This window comes from Tropicimonas aquimaris (assembly GCF_042676185.1).
Classification (GTDB): Bacteria; Pseudomonadota; Alphaproteobacteria; order Rhodobacterales; family Rhodobacteraceae; genus Tropicimonas; species Tropicimonas aquimaris.
In genome coordinates this window covers 78,930-102,931 of record NZ_JBHTJT010000007.1, presented here as the reverse complement: position 1 = coordinate 102,931, position 24,002 = coordinate 78,930, and the positions used below count along the sequence as shown (strand labels likewise).

The following is a 24,002-nucleotide window of genomic DNA, read 5'->3' as shown; positions in this document are numbered from 1 at the left end:
CACCCCGCGCCGCAAGCCCGCGCGGGCCACCCCGAACAGGCGCGACCGCCCCGCAGGCGCCTCATGCGCCCGCGTCCGGCAGGAGCAGTTCGGCCAGGGTCAGCGCCATCACCGTGGCGCTGTCCACCATGTCCTGCACGCCGACCCACTCGTCGGGCTGGTGCGCAAGGTCGAGAATTCCCGGGCCGTAGGCGATGCAGTTCTTGAGCCGGCCGATGCGGTCGATGTGTTTCTGGTCGTAGGTGCCGGGGCTGACAACGTATTCGGGGCGCGTCGCGAGCACCTTCTCGATCGCCCGGGCCACCGTTCGAACCACCGGGGCGTCCTCTGCGGTCATGCTGGGCTGGACCTCGAAGAGATCCCGGATCTCGTAGTCGAAACTCGGCCGTTCCGCCTTGACCCGTTCCAGCATTGCGCTCACCTCGGCCTTCACCTCGGCAATGTCCTCCTCGATCAGGAAGCGCCGGTCGATGGTGATCCGGCAGCGGTCGGGAACACAGGGCGCCGGCAGGCCCGTGTAATCAGGGTCCTGCTCCGGTTCGCCGCCATGGATGGCGTTGATGTTCAGCGTGGATTGTTTGGCCCCATCGGGCACGACCGGCATCGCCGTCCGCTTGCTGGCGAGCAGCGGGAAGAGCGTCGCCTCCATCTCGGCGAGGACCGCCCCCATGTGGCGCACGGCGCAGTCGCCGAGGAACGGCATCGAGCCGTGAGCGATCCGCCCCTTGGTCTCGATCTCCGCCCACCAGACACCGCGATGGCCGAGGCAGATCCGGTCCTTGTTGAGCGGCTCGGGGATGATGACGTGCTGCACGCGCGACGGGTGGAACCAGCCCTTCTCCGCCAGGTAGGCGACGCCGCCGTAGCCCCCGGATTCCTCGTCGGCGGTGGCGGAGATCTCCACTGCACCGGCGAAATCCGGGCAGGTCGAGATGAAGGCTTCGGCAGCTATGATTGACGCCGCCAGCCCCCCCTTCATGTCGCAGGCCCCGCGGCCATAGACGCGCCCGTCGATCAGGTCGCCGCCGAACGGGTCGACCGACCAGCCGTTGCCGACCTCCACCACGTCGTGGTGGGAGTTGAAATGGACCGTCTCGCCCGCCCGCCGACCCTCGCGCCGGGCGATGATGTTCCAGCGCGGATGCGCGTCGCTGTCGGCCAGCGCGCCCTCGGCCCGGATCAGTTCGACCGTGAACCCAGATCCCGAAAGTCGCCCGTCGAGATAGTCGCAGATTTCCCGGTAGTTACGCCCTGGCGGGTTGAGCGTCGGGATGCGGATCAGGTCCTGCGTTAGGGCGATCAGGGAGTCCCTGCGCGCGGCGATTGCAGCGACCAGTCTGGTTTCGATGTCTTGAGCCATGGGCGGAGGCTAGTCCCGGCCCGCGCCGTCGACAATGGGGCATGTGGGGCGACGCGCCCCTGCAGAGTCCCTGCCGCGGGGACAGCCCAGATCGCCGATGACCTTCCCCGGGGCGCAGGATATGGTGCCGGCCGGAACTGCCCCCTGCGAGGACAGATGAACTGGAAGCAGAAGGCCCTGAGCGGGCTCATGGCCGGGGGATTTGGCCTGCGCTGGCTCGCCGGGCACCATGTCGGCGCGGACGACCCGGCCCTCGCCGCGGCGCTCCATGCCGTCGACGTGGCCCTGGGCTGGATACTGGCGGTGAGCCTTGTGCTGGCGTTGCGCTGGCTCTTGCTCACGCTGCGACGGTTGCTCGCCCGCGGACGGCGTTCTGAAGGCTAAGACAGCCTGCCTTTTGGGAAATCCGGTATCGCGCAACGGCCACAAGCGCGGTATCAGGGAAGAAACGGGGCCCGATGCGCCCCCGGGATCGACCACGACGGGAAGGTGGGACAAGAACCGAATGGCTGCGCTGGCAAAACTCCTGCTGATCCTCTTCGTGGCGCTGACCGTGGTTTATGTCAGCCTTTCGCTCTACTCGCGCTCCGTCCGGCGCGAGAAGCTGGAGCGGGAATGGGACGAGGAGATCGGCGAGGGCGACCGGGAGGCCTTCGTGCGGGACGGGCTGGAGGCCTACGACTCGTCGCTGCGCCGCAAGCTCATTCTGGGCGTCTACATCGTGCCGATCCTGCTCATCGGCACCATCATCTACTTCACGAATTACAGATGAGGCTACCCCATGTGGTACTACATCAAATGGACCTTCTGGCTGGTGATCCTCGCCATTGTCGGCTCCTTCCTGCATTACACCCTGCCGCGCAATGACGTCGTGCGGATCGTCGATACCGAGGTGCGCCGGATCGACTACGGCGAGAACTCGATCTTCTGGGCGGATTCCAACACCGGCGACGCCACCGGCATTCCGAGCCGCGATGTCCATTTCATCAATGCAAAGAAGCCGAGCGGCAAGGACATGGTCTATCGCAACGAGGACACCGGCTGGGGCTGGCCGCCCTATTTCAAGTTCAACACCTCGAACCTGCACACAAGGGCAACCGACCTGCGCTCGACGCAGGAGACCCCGAAGTGGGTGGCGATCAAGCGATACGGCTGGCGCAACCAGTATTTCTCGATCTACCCCAACGCGATCAGCGTGAAGCCGGTCGAGGGGCCCGATGTCCGGATCATTCCCTGGGTGTCGATCTCCATCCTCGTCGTGCTGGGCTGCCTGTGGCTCGCGATCTGGTCGCGCTGGCGCAAGTTCAGGGCCAACCGGATCGACCCGCTGCTCGACGGCGAGTGACCCTTCCGGCCGGCGGCGAGAAATCGTGGCCGGCCTCCCAAGGATCGGCGTCCGGGCCGCGTCATACCTGGTGACATGCGCATGATGACCGATGACGAAGCCTTGGCCCGGGCCGCCGCAGGAGGCGACCGCGATGCCTTTTCCGCCCTGCTCGGGCGGTATTACGACCGGCTTTTCGCGTTTTCGATGCGCCTGACCGGGCATCGGGCCGAGGCCGAAGACCTGACCCAGGACATTTGCCTTGCGCTGCCCGCCAAGTTGCGCGGCTTTCGCGGCGAGGCTCGGTTCACCACCTGGCTCTACCGGGTCGCGGTGAACGCCGCCCACGACCGCCGCCGACGCTCCGCAAGCCACGCCCGCGCCGCCGACGGCTGGGGCGACTGGGAAGTCGCCCGCCGCGCTGCCGACAGCGAGAGCCGCGCCGCCACCGACTGGCTGGCCGAGGCCATGGCCACGTTGAAACCCGACCTGCGCGACACCGCCGTTCTGATCCTTGCCGAGGAGTTGACCCAGGCCGAGGCCGCCAGCGTGCTCGGCCTCTCCGAGGGCACTGTCGCCTGGCGCATGTCGGAGGTGAAGAAGGCTCTGCGCGCCCGCGCCGCGGAGGATATGGAATGACCGACGATCTCGACCGCCTGCGCAAGGCCCTCAAATCCACGCCCGCCCCCGAATCGGCCCGCAAGGCCGCCGATCTCGGTGCGGCGATGGCCCGTTTCGACGCGGAATTCGACACCGGGTTTGAAACCAGCCGCCAAGAAAACGCCGCCTCTGCCCGTCCCACCTCCGAGCGCGGATGGATCGCGCGACTGATCGACGGAGGTGAGACGATGTTCCATGCAATGACCACGCGCGCCGGGCTGGCCGCGACGACCGGACTGGTAACGGCCGGGCTCGCGCTGTTCCTCGTGCTGCCGCCGGAAACGCTCAGGCAGCCGGTGCAGCTCGGCCAGCCCGAACAGGAGAGCGAAGCCCTTGCGGAGAGCGACGCCCTCGCGCGCCGCGGCGCCGCACCCGAACCCGCGCCCCCTGCCGACACGATCGGGCTCGCCCCGCTCGCGGACGAGGCCATGCCCGCGCCGATGGCCGAAGTCGCCGCGCCGATGGCCGCGACCACCGCCTTGCGGGCGGAAGCCCCCGCCGCGGCCAAGATGGCGGCGGATATGGACGCAACCTTACGGCTCGCGCCGGCGACGGACACGGAAGCCTTCGCGAATGCCGAGGCGAACCCGGTCAAGGTCACGACGGAGGAGCCCGTCTCGACCTTCTCGGTCGACGTGGACACCGCCTCCTTGTCGATCGTTCGCTCCTCGCTGATGAACGGCCAGTTGCCACCGCCCGACGCCGTCCGGATCGAGGAGATGGTGAACTACTTCCCCTATGCCTACCCCGCCCCGTCGCCCGGCGGCGCTCCGTTCTCCGTCTCGACGTCGCTCAGCCCGACACCCTGGAACCCGGACACGCGGATCCTGCAGATCGGCCTGCAGGGCGTGATGCCCGAGACCGAGGCCCGGCCGCCGCTGAACCTGGTGTTCCTGATCGACACCTCCGGCTCGATGCAGGGCCCGGACCGGCTGGGGCTGCTCGCGCAATCCTTCCGGCTGATGCTGGGCCAGCTCCACCCCGAGGACCAGGTGGCGATCGTGACCTATGCCGGCAGCGCGGGCGAGGTGCTGGCGCCCACGCCAGCAAGCGACCGCGCCGCCATCCTCGGCGCGCTGGACCGGCTCGAGGCCGGCGGCTCGACCGCCGGGCAGGCTGGGCTCGACCAGGCCTACGAGGTCGCGCGCGGCATGGCGGGCGAGGGCGAGGTGACGCGGGTGATCCTTGCGACGGACGGCGACTTCAACGTTGGTCCCTCGGACCCGGAGTCGCTCAAGGCCGACGTGGCGCGCAAGCGTGAGGACGGAATCTACCTCTCCGTCCTCGGGTTCGGGCGCGGCAACCTGAACGACGCGCTGATGCAGGCGCTGGCGCAGAACGGCAACGGGCAGGCCGCCTATATCGACACCATCGCCGAAGCCCAGAAGGTGCTGGTGGACCAGCTGACGGGCCAGCTCTTCCCGATCGCCGAGGACGTCAAGATCCAGCTCGAGTTCAACCCCGCCGAGGTCGCCGAATACCGGCTGATCGGATACGAAACCCGCGCGCTGCGGCGCGAGGATTTCAACAACGACCGCGTCGATGCCGGAGAAATCGGTGCAGGTCACCAGGTAACCGCGCTCTACGAGGTCACACCCGTGGGGTCGCCTGCCGTGCTCAACGATCCGCTGCGCTATGGCGCGGAGACGCCAGTGGAGGCAGCCGACGGCGAGCTGGGCTTCCTGCGGCTACGCTACAAGGCCCCGGGCGAGGCCGCGAGCCAGCTCATCGAGACCCCGATTGCGGCAGAGGCGCAGGAGGCCGACGCCGAGGCCCGTTTCGCCATCGCCATCGCCGGCTTCGGCCAGCTCCTGCGCGACGGGCTCTATACCGGCGATTGGTCCTGGGGCGACGCCATCGCCCTGGCCGAGAGCGCCCGCGGCGAGGACCGGTTCGGCTACCGCAGCGAGGCGCTCCGGCTGATGCGGCTGGCCGAGACGCTGGACGCGGCGCGGTAGCCCCCAGCGGGCCGCTTGCATCCCCAGCGGCCCGCTCGTTTAAAGGAGCGACGCCGACACAGGATTCGCCGCCATGGTCATTCCCGCCCTGCTCCAGCAGAACTCTCTTCCGACGCGCCTGCGGCGCCAGCGCATCGAGGCGGCCGGCAAGGCGGCGAACGCCAAGCCCTGGCAGCGGCTCGCACGTTTGGAACTGCTGGCCGAGACCGACCCCGAGGCCGCGATAGCGGGGCTCGAGCGCGAGCTGGAGGACAGCCCCGCGAAGGCCGGCATCCTCCAGGCGCTGCTGCGCCTGCAGGTCGAGCGGGGCGATGCCGCCGGGATCGACGCCATCTGCGACCAACTCGAAGCGGCCGGTGTCGCCTCGAACGGGCCGATCTGGATCGAGCGCTTCCTGGAAGCCTGGAAGGGCGGCAGGATCGCCATGGATGGCGTGACCCTCGCCGTGCCGCGTGCGGCCGTCGAACCGCGGGTGCTGCGCGGACTGGCCGGCGGCAGCTACGAATCCCACGAGGTCGCGATGGCCCGCCACGCGCTGCGCCCGGGCGACCGAGTGCTGGAACTCGGTGCAGGGCTTGGCTACGTCGCCTGCGCGACGCTCTCGGGGCAACAGGGCATCCAGTGGCGCTCGGCAGAGGCAAACCCGCGCCTGATCCCGGTGATCGAGCAGAACCGCGCACTCAACGGTATCTCCTTCGAGCTCGAACATGCCGCCTACGGGGCAAGCGACGGGCCGGTGCGGCTCGCCCTCAGCCAGCGCGGTTTCTGGGCCGCCTCACTGCTAGACGAAGGCGACGCCGGCAGCGTCGAAGTGCCGGGGGTCGATGGCGCGCGGGCCATCGCCGCTTTTGCGCCGAGCTTCCTGATCATGGATATCGAAGGCGCGGAATACGACATCCTCGCCCGGCTCGACCTCGCGGGGATCGACCGGCTGCTGGTCGAGTTCCACCCGTCGTTGGTCGACAAGGCCACCCATACCGCGATCCTCGGGCGGCTGATCTCCGAAGGCTTCGTGATCGACACCGATTGCGGCATGGGCCAGGTGCTGCTCTTCGATCGCAGCGCCTGACAGGCCCGAACAGAAAGGGCGCGCCGCCCGCTGGCGACGCGCCCCGAAGGTCGTTCTGTCTGATTCGGAGGGATCAGACCTCGACGGTCTCGGCCTCGATGGCCTTCTTGCCGTTGGTGATCTCGATCCGGCGCGGTTTCAACGCCTCAGGCACTTCGCGCACCAGGTCAATGTGCAGCATGCCGTCCACATGGCTGGCACCAGAGACACGGACGTGGTCGGCCAGCTGGAAGCGGCGCTCGAAGGCGCGGGTGGCGATGCCGCGATGCAGGAACGTCCGCTCCTTGTCGTCCTCGGCCTTGCGGGCAGAGACGATCAGGGCGCCTTCCTTCACCTCGACGTTGAGTTCGGATTCAGCGAAGCCCGCCACGGCAACCGAGATGCGATAGGCATTCTCGTCGATCTTCTCGATGTTGTAGGGCGGATAGGTCGGGGCGGAAACCTCGGTTTCCATGACCCGGTCCATCATGTCGGCGATACGGTCGAAGCCGACGGTGGCACGGTAAAGCGGTGCAAAATCAAGTGTACGCATCTGGTCATCCTCTCTTGAGCGATGTCTGTGTGGTGCGCCCTCCGGTGTGTCGGACGGACGCCGATTGGAGTGTCCGGACCCGACGTCGGCATCCGGACGAGAGAAATGTGTGCACCCTCCCGCGGCATTTCAAGACCTCGGGCCGCCGGGAATTATCTCAGGGTTTCAGGAACCTGGCGCCGGTGTCGTGGTTGCGCTGGAGCGTCCCGCCGGTCGGCGCCGTGAGCCGGCGCGCCACGAAACCCGTCTCCGGCCAGACCCCGCGCCCCTCGCGCAGGGCCCGGCGCACTTCGGCCAGCGGCGCCGCGATCTCCGGACCGAAGACCCGGATCTCTCCGTTCTCCCGGGAGCCGCGCGAGACCACCGACACGATCCGCGCGCGTCCCGAGGAGGTCTCGAAGACCGGAGCTCCCGACGAGCCGAAATTCGCGTCGCAGGTGAAGAGCAGCGCGCCCTGCCCGCGCCCCAGAACCGCGCAGGCGCGCTGCCAGCTCAGCGCCTCCTCCCGCCCTGTGGCAAAGGAGACGAGGCTCACAGTACCGCCCGCGCCGACCGTGGAACCCGTCACGAAGGGCGCCGCGGTGGCGGCCGGGATCGGGCGTTCCAGCTCGAGCAGCGCCACGTCGGCAAGGAGCTGCCGCAGCCCGTCGCGATCCTGCGGATCGTATCCGGGATGCAGCACCGCGCGGGCCCCGGCCCGCACGGCGATGGCCTCGCCGTCGCGCAACCCGGCCCGAAAGGTCAGCTGCCGCGGATCGCGCCGCGCGCCGGTGGCCCCATCGACAAGGCAATGGGCCGCCGTCAGCACCAGATCGGTTTCGATCAGCACCCCGGTACAGAAGCCGCTGCCGCCGAGGTCGAGCCGGCCGACCGCCTCCCAGCCGAGGCTGTCCTGCCGCAGGGTGAGGCGCTTCAGCCCGGTATCGGCCACCGCGACACCGCCCGCGGCGGCCAGCGCGGCCGCCACCAGCAGGGTGCGGAGCCCGCCCCGCATCACGGCTTGACGAACTTCGCGCCGAGCCGCCCGTCATCGCGCCCCGTACCCAGCGCATTTCCGCGATTCATCACGTTGTCGGGCGAATCCTGCAGGGCCTCGCGCAGTTCCTGGATGGAGGGGCGCAGCTCGCCAGCCAGCGCCACCGGTTCGCCCTTGGCCTCGGCCTTGGACGAGACCACCGAGACGATCTGCGGTTCGCCGTCGACATCCGCGAAGATCGGCGCGCCGGAGGAGCCGAAATCGACCGAGCAGGACAGCATCACCACCCCGCCGAACCGTTCCAGCACGTGGCAGACCTGCTGCAGCGACGGCGCCTCGGAGCGGTGCTCCGCGTAGGAGACGATGCCGACCTCCGCGCCCTTCTCCAGTTCGAAACTGGTGGCAAAGGGTTTGATGCGCGCGCTGCGGATCGGCCGGTCGAGCTGCACCAGCGCCAGATCCCGAGCCACCCGCGCCACGTTGCGCGGCTCGCCGAAATCGTAGTCCGGATGCACCGCCGTCCGCCGCACCCCGCGATAGGCCTCCGCCCGGCCGTTGCGCCAGCCGGCAAGGAACTCGATGCGCTCCTCGGGAATGCGCCGGCCGGTGTCGGCGTCGAACAGGCAATGCGCGGCGGTGAGTACGAGGTCGGGCGAAATCAGCGCCCCGGTGCAGAAGGTCCCCGGCCCCATGTCGAGCCGCCCCACGGCCTCCCATCCGCGAGTCGCATCCGCGGTGGAAAGCTCGGTCAGCCGACTCGCGCGCTGAAAGGCGTCCTGCGCCTGCAATGGCGCGGAAAGGGTCAGGAATGTCAGGGCAATCAGGCAAAACAGCGAACGCAAAACCATCTCTCCAGTAACCTGCGGCGACGCTACCCATCGGGTCTGGCGAGAATATGGCACGGTTCGCGCCCGCGTTTCAGCCCCCGATCTGTGTCAATGCCGGAGGCCGCGGCCCGCCGGTTGCCCAGTCGAGCAGCTCGACCGTATGCACCACCGGAATCCCGGTGCCCGACCCGATCTGCATCATGCAGCCGATGTTCCCGGCCGCGATCACGTCCGGCGCCTTTGCCTCCAGCGTGCGGACCTTGCGCGCCTTGAGTTCTGCCGAGATCTCCGGTTGCAGCAGGTTGTAGGTGCCCGCCGAACCGCAGCAGAGATGCGAATCCGCGGGCTCCACCACCTCGAAGCCCGCCGCCTTCAGCAGCGTCTTGGGATGGGTCTTGATCTGCTGGCCATGCTGCAGCGAACAGGCGGCGTGATAGGCGACCCGCAGCGGCGCCGGCGGTTCGGCCTCGACCCCAAGCTCCACCAGCAGCTCCGATACGTCGCGCGCCAGCGCGCTCACCCTGGCAGCCGGCTCCGCCATCGGGTCGTTTCGGAACAAGTGGCCGTAGTCCTTGACCGTCGTGCCGCAGCCCGAGGTGTTGATGACGATCGCATCGAGCCCGCCGTGCTGGATCTCCGCCATCCAGGCGTCGATGTTCTTGGCCGCCGCATCCATCGCCGCGTCGGCCTTGCCCATGTGATGGGTCACCGCCCCGCAGCAGCCCTGCCCGCGCGCTACCACGACCTCGCAGCCCAGCCGCGTCAGCAGCCGGATCGTGGCGTCGTTGATGTCGGTGTTGAGCGCCCGCTGCGCACAGCCGGTCATCAGCGCCACCCGCTTGCGCCGCTCGCCCTTCGCCGCAAAGACCTGCGGATCGTCGTTGCGGCTCACCGGCGGGATGCGCTTCGGCGCCATCGCCAGCATCGCCTTGAGCCGGGCATCCGGCATCAGGAAGGAGAACGGCCGCCCGATCTTGGCTCCCAGCAGCGCCAGCCGGAACCGCCCCGGATATGGGATCACCCGCGCCAGCACCGCGCGCAGCATCCGGTCCATGAAGGGCCGGCGATAGGTCTTTTCGACATGCTCTCGCGCATGGTCGATCAGGTGCATGTAATGCACGCCCGAGGGACAAGTGGTCATGCAGGCAAGGCAGCTCAGGCAGCGGTCGAGATGCTTGACCGTATGCGCATCCGCGGGCCGGTCGTTCTCCAGCATGTCCTTGATCAGGTAGATCCGCCCCCGGGGCGAATCGAGCTCGTCGCCCAGCACCTGGTAGCTGGGGCAGGTCGCCGTGCAGAACCCGCAATGCACACAGGCGCGCAGGATCTCGTTAGCCCGGGCAATGCCGGGATCGCTCAGTTGCTCGGCCGTGAAGTTTGTCTGCATTCCGCCTGTCCTGTCCCGTCGCGCCCGCGCGCTGTCATCCCATCAAGCCGGGGTTGAGCACCCCGCGCGGATCGAACTTCGCGCGCAGCCCGGCCGCGAGCGCCGCCACCGGCGCGGACTCCGGATGAAACACTGTCAACCGCGCGCGGGTGTCCTCCGACGCCCGTACCAACGTGGCATGGCCGCCGATCCCGGCCAGTGCCGCCCGCGCGTCCGTTCCCTCCGGGGTCAGCGCCCAGACCAGCCCGCCGCCCCAGTCATAGATCACCTCGGCCCCGTCCAGCGCCTCGGCCACGGCCGGCCCGTCCGAGGGCTTAACCGAGACGCGCCAGACGTCCCCGGGCCGTTCGGCAAAGGCTTCCACATCCCGGATGGCGCGCCATGCGGCCGCCACGCTTTCCGCGTCCCTGTCGATCTCGCCGTCCCCGAACGACCCCAGCAGGGCCTGCAGCCCGCCCATCCGGTACGCAACCGACTCGGCGAACCCCTCCAGCCGCAGCATCGTCACTGGTCGCCCGTCCGCGCCCCTGGGCAGATGCGCGGCTCCCGATACCTCGCAGGGCGAGCCCAGCGCCGCTGACATCGCCGCGACCGCATGCCGATCGTCCAGACCATAAAGCCGCAACGTCCCGAACGCCTCAGACGCCGGCAGCACCTTGAAACTGACCTCGGTCAACACGCCGAGCGTGCCGTAGCTCCCAGCCATCAGCTTCACCAGGTCATAGCCGGTCACGTTCTTCATCACCCGTCCGCCGTTGCGCAGCACCCGCCCGGCGCCGTCGACGAACCGCACTCCCAGCAGGCTGTCCCGGCAGGCGCCGACCTGGATACGGCGCGGTCCGGAGACATTCGCCGCCACGACACCGCCGATGGTCGGCGTTCCCGTCGTGCCGAGCAGGCCACGATGATCCATCGGCTCGAAGGCCAGCCGCTGCCCTTCCGCCGCCAGAGCGGCCTCGATCTCGGCCACCGGCGTTCCGGCCTGCGCCACCAGCGTCAGCGCGCCCGGCTCGTGAAGCGTGATCCCGGAGATCTCCGCCACCGACAGGGTCTGCCCCGGCAGGGCCCGCCCGATCGGCCGCGTACCGCCGCCACGCACCGTCACCGGTGCGTCGGTCCCGGCGATTGCCTCTGCCAGTTCCTGCTCGCTTTTCGGGGTCATCATCCGCGCAGCACCTCGTGCGTCTTCTGTCCAGAAGTATCCTTGGGGGTGAATTTGCCGTCAGGCAAAGAGGGGGCAAACGGCCCCCTCACGCCGCGCGCCGCCCTTGCGACGCCTGCAGCGGAAAGACCTTGGCCGGGTTCAGCAGCCAGTGCGGGTCGAACACGTCCTTCACCGCCATCTGGATCTCCAGATCCTCGGCCCCGTACTGGTGAACCATCAGGTCCCGCTTCTCGATCCCCACGCCGTGCTCGCCGGTCAGGCAGCCGCCCACCTCGACGCAGAGCTTCAGGATCTCCGCCCCGAAACGCTCGCACAGCTCGAGGTCGCCGGGCTTGTTGGCATCGTAAAGGATCAGGGGGTGCATGTTGCCGTCGCCGGCATGGAACACGTTGCCCACGTCCAGCCCGAACTCGCGGCTCATCTCCCCGATCCGGCGCAGCACCATCGGCAGCGCGCTGACCGGGATCGTGCCATCGAGGCACATGTAGTCGTTGATCTGCCCCATCGCACCAAAGGCCGACTTCCGCCCCAGCCAGATCCGCGCGGACTCCTCCTCCGAGCCGCTCTCGCGCAGTTCCACCGGGTCGTGCTTGCGGGCGATCTGCGAGATCATCCCGAGCTGCGCGTCGATCTCGGCCTCCGATCCCTCGACCTCGACGATGAGCAGCGCCTCGCAATCCGGGTAGCCCGCATGGGCGAAGGCCTCGGTGGCGCGAATGCAGGGCCGGTCCATGAACTCGATCGCCACCGGCAGCACCCCGGCCTTGATGATGTCGGACACGCAATGGCCGGCCACCTCGTTGCTGTCGAAGCCGATCAGCACCGGCCGGGCGCCCTCCGGCTTGTGCAGGATCCGCAGCGTGGCCTCGGTCACGACGCCAAGCTGCCCCTCGGAGCCGCAGACCAGCCCGAGCAGGTCGTAGCCCGCCGCGTCGAGATGCGCCCCGCCCAGTTCGACCACCGTGCCGTCCATCAGCACCATGGTCACCCCGAGCAGGTTGTTGGTGGTCACCCCGTATTTCAGGCAATGCGCCCCGCCCGAGTTCATCGCGACGTTGCCGGCGATGGCGCAAGCGAGCTGGCTCGACGGGTCGGGCGCATAGAAAAATCCCTCCTCCTCGACCGCGCCCGACACGCTCAGGTTGGTGCGGCCGGTCTGCACCCGGATGAACCGGTTGGCATAGTCGGTCTCGAGCACCTCGGTCATCCGCGCCACGCCGAGAATCACGCAATCGGCCGTCGGCAGCGCCCCGCCTGCAAGCGAGGTCCCCGCGCCGCGCGGCACCACCGGAACTCCCTCCTCGTGACAGATCCGCAGCACCGCCGCGACTTCCTCGGTCGAGGCGGGCAGAACCGCTGCCAACGGCGGGCAGCGATAGGCCGTCAGCGCGTCGCACTCGTAGGCGCGGGTCTCTGCGGGGTCGTGAATGACTGCATCCGGCGGCAGGACCGCCTGCAGGCGGCGCACCACGGCATCCTTTCTGGACAGGATCCTCGGATCCGGCGCGGGCATTTCCATGATGCGTCCTCCCTGGCGCAATTGGTCAGTTTTTAGAACCAATTTTACCGTATTGCAAGCGCCCATCAGAACGCTAGGGTCCGCCTATGTTGCTCCAAGAAACCTTGAGCCTGTTTACCTGGCTCGACGCTGCGGCGCTGGCGCTGCTCTTCGTCGCCTGGATCGGTATTGGCTGGCGGATCGAGCATCCGATGCGCGATCGAGAGTCCATTTCCAACATGATGGGTTCCTACCGCGAGGACTGGATGCGCGAGATGGTGACCCGCCAGCCGCGGATCTTCGACAGCGCGATCCTCGACTCGCTGCGGCAGGGCACGATCTTCTTCGCCTCCTCCTCGATGATCGCCATCGGCGGCGGACTGGCGCTGATCGGCAACCCGGAGCCGCTGCGCGACGTCGCCACCGACCTGACCCTCGGCCAGGCCCCGGAACTGGTGTGGGAAATCAAGATCCTGCTGATCCTGTTCTTCCTCACGAGCGCCTTTCTCAAGTTCGTCTGGTCGCACCGGCAGTTCGGCTATTGCGCGGTGCTGATGGCCTCGGTTCCCAACGACCCCGAGGACCCGCGCACCTATCCGCGCGCTCAGAAGGCCGCCGAGATCAACATCCTCGCCTCCCGCAGCTTCAATCGCGGCATGCGCTCGATCTACTTCTCGCTGAGCGCGGTCGGCTGGCTGGCGGGTCCAATTGGCCTGATGATAGGCGCACTCGCCGTGCTGTTCGTGATCTGGCGCCGCGAGTTCGCCTCACACAGCCGTGACGTGATCCGCCGCGATGATCTCGACCCCGCCTCGCCCGAGCCGCGGGCAAAGCTCACGGAGTGACGTGATCGTGACCCGTCAAATGCCGCCGACATGGCAGGATGACCCAATGCATTCCATCCTCCCCCTCTCCCGCGCCGCCGCGCTCTTCCTCGGCCTAGCCGCCGGCCCCGCCCTCGCCGACCCCGCCGTGATCGAAGCCGTCGAAGCCCGCCGCTCCGGCCCCGCCTGGACCTTCTCGGTCACCCTCCGCCATGCCGATACCGGCTGGGACGATTATGCCGACGGCTGGCGCGTCCGGGCGCCGGACGGGCGCATCCTCGGCACCCGCGTCTTGGTCCACCCGCATGTGGAAGAGCAGCCCTTCACCCGCAGCCTGTCCAACGTCACGATCCCCGACGGCATCACCGAGGTCGCGATCGAGGCCAGCACCCTCACCGGAGGCTGGGAAGGCACGCTGTTTCCGGTGAGTCTCGCCGACTGAGCGACTGGCCCCTTCCCCGGACGGCACGCCACGGCTATATGCGCCAGCATGTCCAGCAACCCGCCCGACCTCCGCCCCGACCTGGCACGCGCCCAGGTGACCCAAACCGCCCGTCCGGGCCAGCCGACCATCGGCATGGTCTCGCTCGGCTGCCCGAAGGCGCTGGTCGACAGCGAGCGCATCCTGACGCGCCTGCGCGCCGAGGGCTACGGCATCTCGCCCGACTACGCGGGCGCCGACGCGGTGATCGTGAACACCTGCGGCTTCCTCGACAGCGCCAAGGCCGAAAGCCTCGAGGCGATCGGCGAGGCGCTGAAGGAGAACGGCAAGGTGCTGGTGACCGGCTGCCTCGGCGCGGAGCCCGAATACATCACCGGCGTGCATCCCAAGGTGCTCGCGGTGACCGGCCCGCATCAGTACGAACAGGTGCTGGACGCGGTGCATGCCGCCGTGCCGCCCGATCCGCACCCCTTCATCGACCTGATGCCGGCCAGCGGGGTGAAGCTGACGCCACGCCACTACAGTTACCTCAAGATCTCCGAGGGCTGTAACCACAAGTGCAAGTTCTGCATCATCCCCGACATGCGCGGCCGCCTTGCCAGCCGCCCCGCCCACGCGGTGCTGCGCGAAGCCGAGAAGCTGGTGGAGAACGGGGTCAAGGAGCTGCTGGTCATCAGCCAGGACACCTCCGCCTACGGCGTCGACCGCAAGCACGACAGCCATCCCTGGAAGGGCGGCGAGGTGCGCAGCCACATCACCGACCTCGCCCGCGAGCTGGGGCAGTTCGGCGCCTGGGTGCGGCTGCACTACGTCTACCCCTACCCCCATGTCCGTGACCTGATCCCGCTGATGGCCGACGGTCTCGTGCTGCCCTACCTGGACATCCCGTTCCAGCACGCCCACCCCGACACGCTGAAGCGCATGGCCCGGCCCGCCGCGGCGGCCAGGACGCTGGACGAGATCGCCGCCTGGCGCGCGATCTGCCCGGAGCTGACGCTGCGCTCCACCTTCATCGTGGGCTACCCAGGCGAGACGGAGGCCGAGTTCGAGACCCTGCTCGACTGGCTCGACGAGGCTCAGCTGGATCGCGTGGGCTGCTTCCAGTACGAGAATGTCGACGGCGCGCGCTCCAACGACCTGCCCGACCATGTGCCAGCAGAGCTCAAGCAGGAGCGGTGGGAGCGCTTCATGGAGAAATCGCAGGCGATCTCGGAAGCCAAGCTCGCCGCCAAGGTCGGACAGCGCATGGAGGTGATCGTCGACCTCGTGGAGGACGACGCTGCCACCTGCCGCACCCGGGCGGACGCGCCGGAGATCGACGGCAACCTCTTCATCGACGAAGACCATGCAGCGCTGTCTCCGGGCGACATCGTCACCGTCGAGGTCGACGAGGCCAGCGAATACGACCTCTGGGGCCGGCTGGTGCCGTAGCGCTCCGGAAGGGCGCGTGCTCTACCGCACCGGCACCGAATACAAGACATAGCCGCCCACCCGGTCGACCTCGACCCCACCGGTGTCTATGGCGAACACACCGAGGTTCTCCATGTCTTCCGGACAGGCGACCAGATCGGCCGCGTCATCGAGGAACTGGTTGGTGTAGGCGCTCTCCCCGACACGGCGGCATTGATCGCCGTCGGCGCGGTATCCATCGCCGAAGAGGGGAAGTTCGATGGTGGTCGTCTCGGGCTCGGATGTGCAGGCAAGAAGAAGCGGGCTCAGGGCGAGCAGCAGAATCGGTCGCATCGGGTCCTCCGGGTGGCTGATTCCGCCAGCCTAGCACGGAAAGCGCCGCTGTCCGCGCTCAGCCCCGATGTTCCAGGTAGTAGCGCACCGCGTCCTGCACCCGGCGGAACCTGTCGCCGCCGAGCTTCACCCCGCCGTACCAGCGCGTCACCACCACGATGTGCCGCTGCAATCCCTCGCGCTCGAGCATCCGCAGGATCACCATCCCCGCGCCGCTCTCGCCGTCGTCGTTCTTGAGCGGCCCGCTGTCGAGCAGCACACCCCAGCTGTTGTGGGTGGCCTTTGCGAACTTGCGGTTGCGGCAGAGCTCCGAGACAAAGGCCAGCGCGTCCTCCCGGCTCGCCACCGGTCCGCCGGAGACCGCGTATTTCGACCCGCGGTCGCTCAGGATTCCCACGAAGACCTCCAAACCGGCACTCCCGACTGACAGGCCGGCACCCCATCACATCCGGACAGCAGGCGCCACCCTTCGACAGTCCGGATCAATGCGGCCGCAGCGCCTCGAGATTCCGGGCGTTGCGGCAGAACGCCGGCGGTTTCGACCGCCCCTGGGCACCGCGCTGACAGCCCAGCCAGGTCTGGCAGTTCTCAACCTTGTCGCAGCCGCGGCAGGCGCGGACGAGCCCCATGTAGTCGTCGAGACTGAGGCGTCCCTCGTCCATCGCGGCACTGAAGTTGAGCCCGATACACCGACCGACGCTGCGTGTGAGCCAGAAGTGAAGGTCGGTGTCGCCCGGCATGCTCATCTCGCCCTCCGCTGGCTGGTGTCACTCGGCGCCGTCGAGGCGCCCTGCGTCCTCTTCCTGCGCGGCCTTGAGGGCGGCAAACAGGCGCGCGTTCACGCAGGCCTGCGGCGCCTCGTCGATCGTTCCATGCTCGCGCAGCCAGCTCGGGCAATCCTCGCCCCAGTCACAACCACGGCACTTCTGAACCGTGCTTGCCCATTTCTCCTGGCTAAAACGTCCGGCCTCGATGGCCGCCTGCAGGTCGACGCCTGCGGCCTTGGCCATGCCAAGCGCCATCCAGTAGTGATCGCGTTCCGGGCCCAGAGGTTTCATGGCATTGGTCCTGTTCTGACATACTGCCGTCAGGTTGCATGCCGTCGGGGCCGCGACATTGACCCATGTCAATCCGCACCGGCCTCGCCGGAGCTGCAAGGCGACCATTCCAGATCTGCAGCGATGTTGCCGTATTTTTGTGCAGATCGCGAACGCGCTCGCCGATGCGTCGTCCCCGCGGCCGGCGCGATTCCATCTTCGATCCGCGAGGGTTTCGGCTGACAGCGTGATCGGCAACCGCTACGCTCGCCCCATGTTTACCATCGAGCATGACTTCGACGCGACCGTGATCACCCTCGTTGACGAGGGCCCCGCCCCGCACAGCGAGGATATCACCATCAACGCCTTCGAGGATTGCGTGACCGTCGAACAACTCGACGCGCGCACCGACCAGGTCCAGAAGATCACCCTGTCGATCCAGCAGCTGATGGATCTGACAGCGGCCCTCGACCTGCCGGAAGGGATCTACCGGATCAGTCCGCAGGAGGGGTAACGCCGGTCCAGCCGCCCGCGATCGCCTGCGCAAGCGCATCCGACCACCGCATCTCGTGATCGAAGCGACCGGTCTCCAGGAACGTCAGCGTCTGCGCGATGACCAGCGGGTTGTTCATCATGAAGGTGTGAGAGGCCGTCACCACAACATGGTCCGCCATACCCGTCAACGCCGTCGCCGCGACCGAGACCTTGCCGTCATCCGTACCCGGGATGATCGAGGAATAGATCGGGTTGAGCGAGGCCTTGCCGGCGATCACGCCCACCTCGAATCCCACAGGCCCGAGCGCGCGCGGCACGCTCCCTGCCCCGGTGCCGAGCTGCGCCCCGGCGGGGCCGTTCACCCAGTCGAACGGAGCCAGCCCCGAAAGCGCATCGACCAGCTCGCTGCCCGCGTTCGGCGGCCCTAGCATCACCGCGCGCCCGATCCGCCCGGGATCGCCGGTCTCGCTCCAGGCCCGCAGCAAGATGCCGCCCATCGAATGGGTGACGAAATCGACCGGACCCTCCTCGGGGCAGAGCGCCAGCGCGGCGTCGACCTCGGGCAGCAGCGCCTCGATTTGGGCCTCGGTCGAAGGGTAACCGCGGTTGATCACGCGGTATCCGGCCTGTTCCAGCGCCAGTCCCATCAGCATCATCGAGGCCTCGCCCCGCGCCAGCCCGTGCAACAGCACAACGCAGCGCGCCTCGGCCGCGCCCGCGCCCGCCGCCAGGGCCAGAAGTGTCAGCAATGCCATGCGCATGGCCGACAGATAGGCGTTGCAGGCGCGAGTTGCGAGGCTCTTGTTGCACGCCGCCGCATCGCAGGTCAGGAATGACCCCATGACACTTCGCCCCGGTTCCTCCCCGCGCCTCGCCGTCCGCGCCGTCCTGCTACACGAGGACCGCCTGCTGCTGGTCAACGCCTGGCCAGGCGGGGTCAGCGACCTGTGGTGCGCACCGGGCGGAGGGGTCGAGCTCGGGCAATCGCTTCCCGACAACCTCGCCCGCGAGGTCCATGAGGAGACCGGCCTTGCGATCGAGGTCGGCCTGCCCTGCCTCGTCAACGAGTTCCACGAGCCCTCCCGCAGCTTTCACCAGGTGGAGATCTTCTTCCGCTGTCACCTCACTGGCGGCGCGTTGGACGACGGCTGGCAGGATCCGGAGGGCGTCGTCACCCGCCGCCGCTGGGTCGCCCGCGACGAGATTGGCGGCTTACGCCTGAAGCCTGGCAAGCTCGCCGAGATCGCCTGGGGCGGCGGGCCGGCCTACGATCCGCTCGAACTGCTGGTGCGCTGAGCCGCGCGCCGCGGCACCAGCACTCCGACGGCGATCCCGCCCAGCACCAGCGTCGCCGCCAGCACGAAACGCAGCGTCAGCGCCTCGCCGAGAAAGATCATGCCGCCCGCCATCGCGATCACCGGCACCGAGAGCTGCGCCAGCGCCGCCACCGTGGGGGCGAGGCGCGGCAACAGCATGTACCACAGCGCGTAACCCAGCCCCGAGGTGACCACGCCCGAAACCACGGCCAGCCCGACGCCGGCCGCGGTCAGCTCCACCGCCGGATCGCTCCCCGCTTCGAAGAGAGGGGCCGCCAGCATCAACGCCAGCGCAATCGGTGTGGCTAGCGCAAAATTCGCCGCCGTCGCGGGCAGCGGCGCGCCGGCCTTTGCGCCCGCCAGCGAATAGATCCCCCAGCCGAGCGCGGCCGCCAGCATCAGCGCCGCATGCACCGTTGACGGGGCCGCGCCGCCCGTGGGCCAGAGCAGCCAGCACAGCCCGCCAAAGGCGAGCGCCGCGCCCAGCCATTGCGCCGGGGGGATCGTCTTGCCCGCCAATATTGCGCCGCCGAACATCGTCACCTGCACGCCGCCGAACAGGATCAGCGCGCCGACACCGGCCTCGATCCCAACATAGGCCACCGAGAAGCCGGTCATGTAGAGCGTGAGCGACGCAACCCCGATCCAGCGCCTTTGCGCGCGGAACGGCACCTCCTTGCGCTGGAGCATCACCAGCGCACAAAGCACCACGGCGCCGGACGTCAGCCTCAGCGCCGAGAAAGGCAAGGCCCCGATCAGCCCGTCGGCCAGCGCCAGGCGGTTCAGGATCGAATTGGCAGCGAAGGCCACCATGGTCAGGACGACGAGAAGAAACATCTGCATCGGGCCTGACTACTCCGATCCGCGCCGGCCGTCAGCGGCAATTGCGCAGCATCAACCACGCGTGAGCGACCCGCCGGCGCGCTTCGCCGTCGCGCCGGGAGCGCCCGCAGCGCGCGCCCGCGCGCTGCCCGGCCCAAGCGGGGAGTCGGCATCTTTGATGCCGGCGCCCCGCGCGGGAGCCCCCCGCGCCCCGGACCCGCGCAAAAAGAAAGGGGCCGCGAGAGGCGACCCCTTCCCGATGTCTGCAGGCAGACGGCTGATTACATCATGCCGCCCATGCCGCCCATGCCGCCCATGTCGGGCATGCCGCCGGCCGCACCTTTCGGCTCCGGCTTGTCGGCAACCATGGCCTCGGTGGTGATCAGCAGCGAGGCAACCGAGGCGGCGTCTTCCAGCGCGGTGCGGACGACCTTCGCCGGGTCGATCACGCCGAACTTGAACATGTCGCCATATTCCTCGGTCTGGGCGTTGAAGCCGAAGTTCGGATCTTCGCTTTCGCGGATCTTTCCAGCGACGACCGAACCGTCAACGCCCGAGTTCTCGGCGATCTGACGGAGCGGAGCTTCCAGCGCCTTGCGGACGATGGCGATACCGGCGTTCTGGTCGGAGTTCGCACCTTCGAGACCGGCCAGCGATTTGGCGCCGTGCAGCAGGGCGACACCGCCACCAACGACGACACCTTCCTGAACCGCGGCGCGGGTCGCGTTCAGCGCGTCATCGACACGGTCCTTGCGCTCCTTCACTTCCACTTCGGTCATGCCGCCGACGCGGATGACGGCAACGCCGCCGGCCAGCTTGGCAACACGCTCCTGGAGCTTCTCACGGTCGTAGTCCGAGGTGGTTTCCTCGATCTGCTGACGGATCTGGGCAACGCGGGCCTCGATCTCGGCCTTCTCGCCATGACCATCGACGATGGTGGTTTCGTCCTTGGTGATGGAGATCTTCTTGGCCGAGCCGAGCATGTCGATGGTGACGTTCTCGAGCTTCATGCCGAGGTCTTCCGAGATCACCTGGCCGCCAGTCAGGATCGCGATGTCCTGCAGCATGGCCTTGCGGCGGTCGCCGAAGCCCGGAGCCTTGACGGCAGCGATCTTCAGGCCGCCACGCAGCTTGTTGACCACCAGCGTGGCCAGCGCTTCGCCTTCCACGTCCTCGGCGATGATGAGGAGCGGCTTGGACGACTGGATGACCGACTCGAGGAGCGGCACCATCGGCTGCAGCGAGGAAAGCTTCTTCTCGTGCAGCAGGACCATGCAGTCTTCCAGGTCCGCGATCATCTTGTCGGGGTTGGTGACGAAGTAGGGGCTCAGGTAGCCGCGGTCGAACTGCATACCTTCGACAACCTCGGTCTCGGTCTCCAGGCCCTTGTTCTCCTCGACGGTGATGACACCCTCGTTGCCGACCTTCTGCATCGCGTCGGCGATCTGACGGCCGATTTCGGCCTCGCCGTTGGCGGAGATGGTGCCGACCTGGGCGACTTCGTCGCTGTCGGTCACGTCACGGGCGGAGGCCTTGATCGACTCGATGACCTTGGAGACGGCGAGGTCGATGCCGCGCTTCAGATCCATCGGGTTCATGCCGGCGGCAACCGACTTGAGGCCTTCGCGGATGATCGCCTGGGCAAGCACGGTGGCGGTGGTGGTGCCGTCGCCGGCCTCGTCGTTGGTGCGGGAAGCAACTTCCTTCACCATCTGGGCGCCCATGTTCTCGAACTTGTCTTCCAGTTCGATTTCCTTGGCGACCGAAACACCGTCCTTGGTGATGCGCGGGGCACCGAACGACTTCTCGATGACCACGTTGCGGCCTTTCGGGCCGAGGGTCACCTTGACCGCGTCGGCCAGGATGTTGACGCCCTTGAGCATCTTGTTGCGGGCATCGGAATTGAACTTGACGTCCTTAGCAGCCATGTCTTGCTACTCCTGAATTTGTGTGTGTCGTGAACGGGAAGCGATGGGCGATCAGGAAATGATGCCCAGGATGTCGCTTTCCTTCATGATCAGCAGTTCCTTGCCGTCGAGCTTGATCTCGGTGCCCGACCACTTGCCAAAGAGGATCTTGTCGCCTTCCTTGACGTCCATCGCGATGCGATCGCCATCTTCGTCCTTGGCGCCGGCGCCGACAGCAACAACGAGACCTTCGGCAGGCTTTTCCTTGGCGCTGTCAGGGATGATCAGGCCGCCAGCGGTTTTCTCTTCGCTCTCGACTCGCTCGACCAGAACCCGGTCATGCAGCGGGGTAAATGCCATATCGGAACGCTCCTACGTTCTTGGTGTTTCGACTTTTATCACTCACGCTAGGCGAGTGCTAACGAACGGTGAGATAGGCAACAGCCCGAGTCGTGTCAACCGCTCTTGCGGCATGAAAGTCGCACCGGGCGGCATCAGGAAGATAAGGGCTGAAACCAGCGATTGAACGGCTGGTCATTTGGGGCGAACCGTGCTAGGTGCGCGCCACCGCGTGAACCCCATGTGGAGGATCCTGAATGATGAGCCACCTTACCCGCGCCTGCTGAACAGGCTCCAGCTCTCCGGCCATGCGCCCGTCGCAGGCTGACCTCCGCCCTTTTCATTCGCTTCATCGGTGAACTGCCTCCGCCATACCGCGGATCGCGTCCTGTGTGCCTCTGAAAATCCGTCGCGAGTCCGGCCCACCGGAGACCCATCCCCTTTCAACCGGCGTTCCGTTCGCGGCAGCGCCCCTTTCCTGCCGACCAAACCTTTCGAAAGGAGTCTTTCATGACTGCCAATTGCCTCTCGCTCCGAAGCGCATCGCTTCTGCCCATTGCCACCGGCGCCACCGCCGGCCCCAGACCCATTTCCATTCCATGCGAGGCCGACAATGCCCCATCCCTTCATCGACAGCGCCCACCTGCGCGACATCCACGCTGATCGTTTCCGGCAGGACGCCTTCCTGCTGCACGGCAGCGTCAACCTGCCCGACAACCCGGCCGTCCGCGCCGAGATCGCGGCGATGCTGCGCGAGATCGCCGCGGACCCTCCGCCTCAGCGCCCCCCGGCCCGACCGGTGATCGCGCGGCTGCAGAACTGGGGTCCACGCTGGTTCGGCTGGCTCCGCGCCATGCCGCTGCCGTGACCGGCGCAGGCGACAGAACGGAAAAGGCCCGGGCAGTCCTCTGCCCGGGCCGTGTTGGGAAAGCACCTGTTCCCTAAAAGAAGAAGCCGAAATCGTCGAAGCTCAGGCCGGTGAGCGGGCCGAGGTCGTTAGCGTCGAGATCCTCGACGAAATCGTCGCGGCTCAGGCTCTTCGGCGCGATGTTCTTCACCACGGCGATCTCCTGCGTCGCCGTCGAGATCAGCGTGTTCTTCCCCTGCTTGCTGAAAATCAGGTCGTCTACCCCGAAGGACGAGTCGAGCGGCGAGACCAGCCCGATGAAATCGGTGCCGTTCTTGAAGTCGGTGATGATCAAGGGCGCTTCCATGCCGGTCGGAAAGGCGAATGCCGGCGGAATCTCGATGGCGAACAGGTCCTTGCCGGACCCTCCGGTCAGCACGTCCGCCACCTGGCCGGAATAGCCATAGGCCGTGCCGGCGAACAGGATGTCGTTGCCTGCGCCGCCGACGACCTTGTCCTTGCCGGTCCCGCCGACAAGGATGTCGTGCCCATCGCCGCCAAGGACGGTGTCATTGCCCTCCCCTCCGTCGAGCATGTCATTGCCGCCACGCCCTCCGACGATGTCGTTGCCGCCGCCGGCATAGATGAAGCTGTCGCCGTTGCTCAGGCCCGGCTTCAGCTTGTCCGCCTTCTGGGTGCCGTAAATGCCGTCCACATTCGTCAGCGTGTCGGTGCCCAGGTCGCCTTTCTCGATCAGCACAGCCCCCTTGTTCCCCTTGGTCAGGGTCAGGCCGACCTTGATGTCGCTGTATTCCACCCAGTCGACCCCGCTCTTGCCGCGGATCTCGTCATCCCCGGAGGACGCCTTTACCCAACTGCCGCCCTTGTTGAGCACAAAGGTGTCATCATGGCGCGTCCCGGCGAAGTAGGAGCCGACATCGTTGGGCCAGGGATAGTCGGCCATGTCCTTGCCCACGAAGGTCGGCACGAAGGCATCGAGCGAGCGCGTCGCATCACCGGAGTCGCCGCTGGTCCGGTAATGCGCGTCGAAGCCGTTCTTGAGCGCCTTCAGCCCCGGCTTCGTGCTGTTGAACTCCACCGTCAGAACGTCGGCGTATTTGTGCGCGCCGTCGATGTTGGTCCAGGAGGACACGGTCAGCTTCGAGACCTTGCCGCCGCCGGCCGTGATCTCGACCTTGGCTTCCGACCATATGTCCTCGTAGGTCCAGTTCGACCCGTCCCTGGTGACCTTCACCGCGCCGCGCAGGATGTCGTTCACCACGTCGATCCAGGTTTCAAAGAAACTGTGGACCGCAAAATATCCCTTTTGCGCTGTCACCGTCATGGTTTTGGGCATTGAAATCGCTCCCTGCAAAATTCTTGAAAGGATGAGCTTGCGGCTCATCCGTTCCGGAAGCTTGTCGGCCAGCCTCTCGTAAGGTCAAGGATTCTGTTGCAGAGCTGCAGGCGTGCG

28 protein-coding genes are annotated in these 24,002 nt (G+C 67.4%); 12 read left to right on the top strand and 16 right to left on the bottom strand.

Annotated elements, in window-relative coordinates; all coding sequences use genetic code 11:
* Positions 1 to 61: 61 nt before the first annotated feature.
* The gene (locus ACFQ2S_RS04160; protein WP_386072955.1) at positions 62 to 1,360 is read right to left on the bottom strand and encodes an acetylornithine deacetylase/succinyl-diaminopimelate desuccinylase family protein; all 1,299 of its coding nucleotides are present in this window, start codon (positions 1,358 to 1,360) and stop codon (positions 62 to 64) included.
* A gap of 156 nt (positions 1,361 to 1,516) precedes the next feature.
* On the opposite strand from ACFQ2S_RS04160, the gene ACFQ2S_RS04155 reads away from it, so the two are divergent.
* The 6 genes from ACFQ2S_RS04155 (at position 1,517) to ACFQ2S_RS04130 (ending at position 6,371) form a co-directional block, all read left to right on the top strand.
* Positions 1,517 to 1,744 carry a hypothetical protein gene (locus tag ACFQ2S_RS04155; RefSeq protein ID WP_386072954.1) on the top strand — a complete coding sequence of 76 codons (228 nt, stop codon included), beginning with the start codon at positions 1,517 to 1,519 and terminating at the stop codon, positions 1,742 to 1,744.
* Between the two features lie 121 nt (positions 1,745 to 1,865).
* On the top strand, positions 1,866 to 2,132 hold the full coding sequence (locus ACFQ2S_RS04150; protein ID WP_386072952.1) for a hypothetical protein: 267 nt from the start codon (positions 1,866 to 1,868) through the stop codon (positions 2,130 to 2,132).
* Positions 2,133 to 2,141: 9 nt separating this feature from the next.
* Positions 2,142 to 2,705 (top strand): DUF1523 family protein, encoded by a 564-nt coding sequence (locus ACFQ2S_RS04145; RefSeq protein WP_386072951.1) that lies wholly within the window; start codon positions 2,142 to 2,144, stop codon positions 2,703 to 2,705.
* 81 nt (positions 2,706 to 2,786) lie between these two features.
* Positions 2,787 to 3,323 carry an RNA polymerase sigma factor gene (locus ACFQ2S_RS04140; protein WP_386072949.1) on the top strand — a complete coding sequence of 179 codons (537 nt, stop codon included), beginning with the start codon at positions 2,787 to 2,789 and terminating at the stop codon, positions 3,321 to 3,323.
* The gene (locus ACFQ2S_RS04135; protein WP_386072948.1) at positions 3,320 to 5,302 is read left to right on the top strand and encodes a vWA domain-containing protein; all 1,983 of its coding nucleotides are present in this window, start codon (positions 3,320 to 3,322) and stop codon (positions 5,300 to 5,302) included. The genes ACFQ2S_RS04140 and ACFQ2S_RS04135 overlap by 4 nt, the downstream gene beginning before the upstream one ends.
* A 73-nt stretch (positions 5,303 to 5,375) precedes the next feature.
* Positions 5,376 to 6,371 carry an FkbM family methyltransferase gene (locus tag ACFQ2S_RS04130; protein WP_386072947.1) on the top strand — a complete coding sequence of 332 codons (996 nt, stop codon included), beginning with the start codon at positions 5,376 to 5,378 and terminating at the stop codon, positions 6,369 to 6,371.
* Between the two features lie 73 nt (positions 6,372 to 6,444).
* Here ACFQ2S_RS04130 and ACFQ2S_RS04125 read toward each other — a convergent pair whose 3' ends face one another.
* The 6 genes from ACFQ2S_RS04125 to ACFQ2S_RS04100 all read right to left on the bottom strand — a co-directional run bounded on the left by ACFQ2S_RS04125 (position 6,445) and on the right by ACFQ2S_RS04100 (position 12,777).
* The gene (locus ACFQ2S_RS04125) at positions 6,445 to 6,903 is read right to left on the bottom strand and encodes an Hsp20 family protein (protein ID WP_089230773.1); all 459 of its coding nucleotides are present in this window, start codon (positions 6,901 to 6,903) and stop codon (positions 6,445 to 6,447) included.
* Positions 6,904 to 7,060: 157 nt separating this feature from the next.
* Positions 7,061 to 7,897 carry a trypsin-like serine peptidase gene (locus tag ACFQ2S_RS04120; RefSeq protein ID WP_386072945.1) on the bottom strand — a complete coding sequence of 279 codons (837 nt, stop codon included), beginning with the start codon at positions 7,895 to 7,897 and terminating at the stop codon, positions 7,061 to 7,063.
* Positions 7,897 to 8,727 (bottom strand): trypsin-like serine peptidase, encoded by an 831-nt coding sequence (locus ACFQ2S_RS04115; RefSeq protein WP_386072943.1) that lies wholly within the window; start codon positions 8,725 to 8,727, stop codon positions 7,897 to 7,899. The genes ACFQ2S_RS04120 and ACFQ2S_RS04115 overlap by 1 nt, the downstream gene beginning before the upstream one ends.
* Positions 8,728 to 8,797: 70 nt before the next feature.
* Positions 8,798 to 10,093, bottom strand: a complete 1,296-nt coding sequence (gene glcF, locus ACFQ2S_RS04110) for a glycolate oxidase subunit GlcF (protein WP_386072941.1) — start codon at positions 10,091 to 10,093, stop codon at positions 8,798 to 8,800.
* A gap of 34 nt (positions 10,094 to 10,127) precedes the next feature.
* Entirely contained in the window at positions 10,128 to 11,255 is a 1,128-nt protein-coding gene (locus ACFQ2S_RS04105; RefSeq protein ID WP_386073627.1) for an FAD-binding protein, read from the bottom strand.
* Between the two features lie 88 nt (positions 11,256 to 11,343).
* Complete coding sequence (locus ACFQ2S_RS04100) at positions 11,344 to 12,777, bottom strand: FAD-linked oxidase C-terminal domain-containing protein (protein WP_386072940.1); 1,434 nt, start codon at positions 12,775 to 12,777, stop codon at positions 11,344 to 11,346.
* 86 nt (positions 12,778 to 12,863) lie between these two features.
* Between ACFQ2S_RS04100 and ACFQ2S_RS04095 the strand changes: the two genes are divergently transcribed.
* From ACFQ2S_RS04095 to rimO, 3 genes are read left to right on the top strand one after another with little or no spacing between them, the layout of a single operon-like run.
* On the top strand, positions 12,864 to 13,601 hold the full coding sequence (locus ACFQ2S_RS04095) for a DUF599 domain-containing protein (protein ID WP_386072938.1): 738 nt from the start codon (positions 12,864 to 12,866) through the stop codon (positions 13,599 to 13,601).
* Positions 13,602 to 13,647: 46 nt separating this feature from the next.
* The gene (locus ACFQ2S_RS04090) at positions 13,648 to 14,022 is read left to right on the top strand and encodes a hypothetical protein (RefSeq protein WP_386072937.1); all 375 of its coding nucleotides are present in this window, start codon (positions 13,648 to 13,650) and stop codon (positions 14,020 to 14,022) included.
* A 48-nt stretch (positions 14,023 to 14,070) separates the two neighbouring features.
* Positions 14,071 to 15,453, top strand: a complete 1,383-nt coding sequence (gene rimO / locus ACFQ2S_RS04085; protein ID WP_386072936.1) for a 30S ribosomal protein S12 methylthiotransferase RimO — start codon at positions 14,071 to 14,073, stop codon at positions 15,451 to 15,453.
* Between the two features lie 21 nt (positions 15,454 to 15,474).
* Here rimO and ACFQ2S_RS04080 read toward each other — a convergent pair whose 3' ends face one another.
* The 4 genes from ACFQ2S_RS04080 to ACFQ2S_RS04065 all read right to left on the bottom strand — a co-directional run bounded on the left by ACFQ2S_RS04080 (position 15,475) and on the right by ACFQ2S_RS04065 (position 16,823).
* Complete coding sequence (locus tag ACFQ2S_RS04080; RefSeq protein WP_386072934.1) at positions 15,475 to 15,765, bottom strand: hypothetical protein; 291 nt, start codon at positions 15,763 to 15,765, stop codon at positions 15,475 to 15,477.
* Positions 15,766 to 15,823: 58 nt separating this feature from the next.
* Positions 15,824 to 16,174 carry a YigZ family protein gene (locus tag ACFQ2S_RS04075; RefSeq protein ID WP_386072932.1) on the bottom strand — a complete coding sequence of 117 codons (351 nt, stop codon included), beginning with the start codon at positions 16,172 to 16,174 and terminating at the stop codon, positions 15,824 to 15,826.
* Between the two features lie 73 nt (positions 16,175 to 16,247).
* Positions 16,248 to 16,511, bottom strand: coding sequence for a DUF6455 family protein (locus ACFQ2S_RS04070; protein WP_386072931.1), 264 nt, complete (start codon positions 16,509 to 16,511; stop codon positions 16,248 to 16,250).
* Between the two features lie 21 nt (positions 16,512 to 16,532).
* The gene (locus ACFQ2S_RS04065; RefSeq protein ID WP_386072929.1) at positions 16,533 to 16,823 is read right to left on the bottom strand and encodes a DUF6455 family protein; all 291 of its coding nucleotides are present in this window, start codon (positions 16,821 to 16,823) and stop codon (positions 16,533 to 16,535) included.
* 253 nt (positions 16,824 to 17,076) lie between these two features.
* Between ACFQ2S_RS04065 and ACFQ2S_RS04060 the strand changes: the two genes are divergently transcribed.
* The gene (locus tag ACFQ2S_RS04060; protein WP_386072927.1) at positions 17,077 to 17,316 is read left to right on the top strand and encodes a hypothetical protein; all 240 of its coding nucleotides are present in this window, start codon (positions 17,077 to 17,079) and stop codon (positions 17,314 to 17,316) included.
* Here ACFQ2S_RS04060 and ACFQ2S_RS04055 read toward each other — a convergent pair.
* The gene (locus tag ACFQ2S_RS04055; protein WP_386072925.1) at positions 17,297 to 18,139 is read right to left on the bottom strand and encodes an esterase/lipase family protein; all 843 of its coding nucleotides are present in this window, start codon (positions 18,137 to 18,139) and stop codon (positions 17,297 to 17,299) included. The genes ACFQ2S_RS04060 and ACFQ2S_RS04055 overlap by 20 nt on opposite strands.
* On the opposite strand from ACFQ2S_RS04055, the gene ACFQ2S_RS04050 reads away from it, so the two are divergent.
* On the top strand, positions 18,138 to 18,593 hold the full coding sequence (locus tag ACFQ2S_RS04050; protein WP_386072923.1) for an NUDIX domain-containing protein: 456 nt from the start codon (positions 18,138 to 18,140) through the stop codon (positions 18,591 to 18,593). The genes ACFQ2S_RS04055 and ACFQ2S_RS04050 overlap by 2 nt on opposite strands.
* Here ACFQ2S_RS04050 and ACFQ2S_RS04045 read toward each other — a convergent pair.
* From ACFQ2S_RS04045 to groES, 3 genes are all read right to left on the bottom strand, one after another.
* Complete coding sequence (locus ACFQ2S_RS04045; protein ID WP_386072921.1) at positions 18,563 to 19,456, bottom strand: DMT family transporter; 894 nt, start codon at positions 19,454 to 19,456, stop codon at positions 18,563 to 18,565. The genes ACFQ2S_RS04050 and ACFQ2S_RS04045 overlap by 31 nt on opposite strands.
* 260 nt (positions 19,457 to 19,716) lie before the next feature.
* A complete protein-coding gene (groL, locus tag ACFQ2S_RS04040; protein WP_386072919.1) occupies positions 19,717 to 21,363 on the bottom strand; it encodes a chaperonin GroEL in 1,647 nt (548 codons plus the stop codon).
* A gap of 51 nt (positions 21,364 to 21,414) precedes the next feature.
* The gene (gene groES / locus ACFQ2S_RS04035) at positions 21,415 to 21,702 is read right to left on the bottom strand and encodes a co-chaperone GroES (RefSeq protein WP_089230756.1); all 288 of its coding nucleotides are present in this window, start codon (positions 21,700 to 21,702) and stop codon (positions 21,415 to 21,417) included.
* A gap of 592 nt (positions 21,703 to 22,294) precedes the next feature.
* Here groES and ACFQ2S_RS04030 point away from each other — a divergent pair.
* Positions 22,295 to 22,549, top strand: a complete 255-nt coding sequence (locus ACFQ2S_RS04030) for a hypothetical protein (RefSeq protein ID WP_386072917.1) — start codon at positions 22,295 to 22,297, stop codon at positions 22,547 to 22,549.
* Positions 22,550 to 22,622: 73 nt separating this feature from the next.
* On the opposite strand, the gene ACFQ2S_RS04025 is transcribed toward ACFQ2S_RS04030, so the two are convergent.
* Positions 22,623 to 23,885, bottom strand: coding sequence for a hypothetical protein (locus ACFQ2S_RS04025; RefSeq protein WP_386072916.1), 1,263 nt, complete (start codon positions 23,883 to 23,885; stop codon positions 22,623 to 22,625).
* Positions 23,886 to 24,002: the final 117 nt, after the last annotated feature.